Below are 1763 nucleotides of genomic sequence, written 5' to 3'. Positions count from 1 at the left end.
GCCGCCCCGGCTCCGGTCACTCCGGCTCCGGCCGCGGGTGACGCGGACGGCGCGTACGTCACGCCGCTGGTCCGCAAGCTGGCCGCCGAGCACGGCGTCGCGCTGTCGGCCGTCAAGGGCACCGGCGTCGGCGGTCGTATCCGCAAGCAGGACGTCATCGCCGCCGCCGAGGCCGCGAAGGCCGCCGCTCCGGCTCCGGCCGCAGCCGCTCCGGCCGCCGCTTCCAAGGCTCCGGCCCTTGAGGTGTCCCCGCTGCGTGGTCAGACCGTCAAGATGACCCGGATGCGCAAGGTCATCGGCGACAACATGATGAAGGCGCTGCACGGCCAGGCCCAGCTGACCTCGGTCGTCGAGGTCGACATCACCAAGCTGATGAAGCTGCGCGCCCAGGCCAAGGACGGCTTCGCCGCCCGTGAGGGCGTCAAGCTGTCCCCGATGCCGTTCTTCGTGAAGGCCGCGGCCCAGGCGCTGAAGGCCCACCCGGTCGTCAACGCCCGGATCAACGAGGACGAGGGCACGATCACCTACTTCGACACCGAGAACATCGGTATCGCGGTGGACTCCGAGAAGGGCCTGATGACCCCGGTCATCAAGGGTGCGGGCGACCTCAACCTGGCCGGTATCTCCAAGAAGACCGCGGAGCTCGCGGGCGCCGTGCGCGCCAGCAAGATCACGCCGGACGACCTGGCCGGTGCCACCTTCACGATCAGCAACACCGGCTCGCGCGGTGCGCTGTTCGACACCATCATCGTGCCGCCGAACCAGGTCGCCATCCTGGGCATCGGTGCCACCGTGAAGCGTCCGATGGTCATCAACCACCCGGACCTCGGCGAGACCATCGCCATCCGCGACATGACGTACGTCGCACTCTCCTACGACCACCGTCTGGTGGACGGCGCCGACGCCGCCCGCTACCTGACGACGGTCAAGGCGATCCTGGAGGCGGGCGAGTTCGAGGTCGAGCTCGGCCTGTAACGCTCGTCTCATCAGCGTGAATGCCCCCGTCCGGACCTGTCCGGGCGGGGGCTTCGCCGTATTGTCTAGGGCGTCGACGCCCTGCCTAAGGAGCACGCATGACCACGCCGCCCGTCGCCCACTCGCTCCGCGAGCACATCCGCGAGCACATCGTGGAGGGCATCGTGAGCGGCCGCTGGCAGCCGGGCGAGCGGATCGTGGAGCGCCGGATCGCGGTCGAGCTGGAGGTCAGCCAGACGCCCGTACGGGAGGCCCTGCGTGAGCTGGAGGCGCTGCGGCTGATCGAGTCGGCGCCCAACAAGGGCGTACGGGTACGGAATCTGACCGCGGCCGATCTGGAGGAGATCTACCCGGTACGGGCCGGTCTGGAGCAGATCGCGGCCGAACTGGCGGCGGCGCGGCTCGCCGACGACGTCTCGGTCCTTGAGCCCTCGGTCGCGGCGCTCTACGAGGCGGACCGGGAGGCGGACGGCGAGGCGCAGGTCCGTCATACGGTCGCCTTCCACCGGGAGTTGGTGCGGGCGGCGGGGAACTCGGTGCTGCTGCACACGTGGGAGGGGCTGGGCATCGAGGTCTTCACCGCGCTGTCGATCCGCTGGCTGGGTACGCGCCAGCAGTCGTACGCGGAGGAGCACGAGGCACTGGTGGAAGCGTTCCGGAACCGTGATCCCCGGATCGGCGAACTGGTCAAGTCGCACGTGCTGGGCTGCGCGCCGCGAGCGTAGTGGTTGCGGCCAGGGCTTCTCCTCCCCCACCCCGCCCCTTCCCGAAACTGGGGCTCCGCCCCA

The 1763-nt window shown here is 70.0% G+C and carries 2 protein-coding genes; both read left to right on the top strand.

Annotated elements, in window-relative coordinates:
* A partial coding sequence (gene sucB / locus U9R90_RS35955) for a 2-oxoglutarate dehydrogenase, E2 component, dihydrolipoamide succinyltransferase (RefSeq protein WP_411061678.1) occupies positions 1-975 on the top strand: 975 nt, incomplete at its 5' end.
* 98 nt (positions 976-1073) lie between these two features.
* Positions 1074-1700, top strand: a complete 627-nt coding sequence (locus U9R90_RS35950; RefSeq protein ID WP_411061677.1) for a GntR family transcriptional regulator — start codon at positions 1074-1076, stop codon at positions 1698-1700.
* The last annotated feature ends 63 nt before the right edge of the window (positions 1701-1763 follow it).

This window comes from Streptomyces sp. E11-3, assembly GCF_046540415.1.
Lineage (GTDB): Bacteria > Actinomycetota > Actinomycetes > Streptomycetales > Streptomycetaceae > Streptomyces.
Note: the sequence above shows the minus strand (reverse complement) of the source record. Positions and strands in the feature narration are given on the sequence as shown.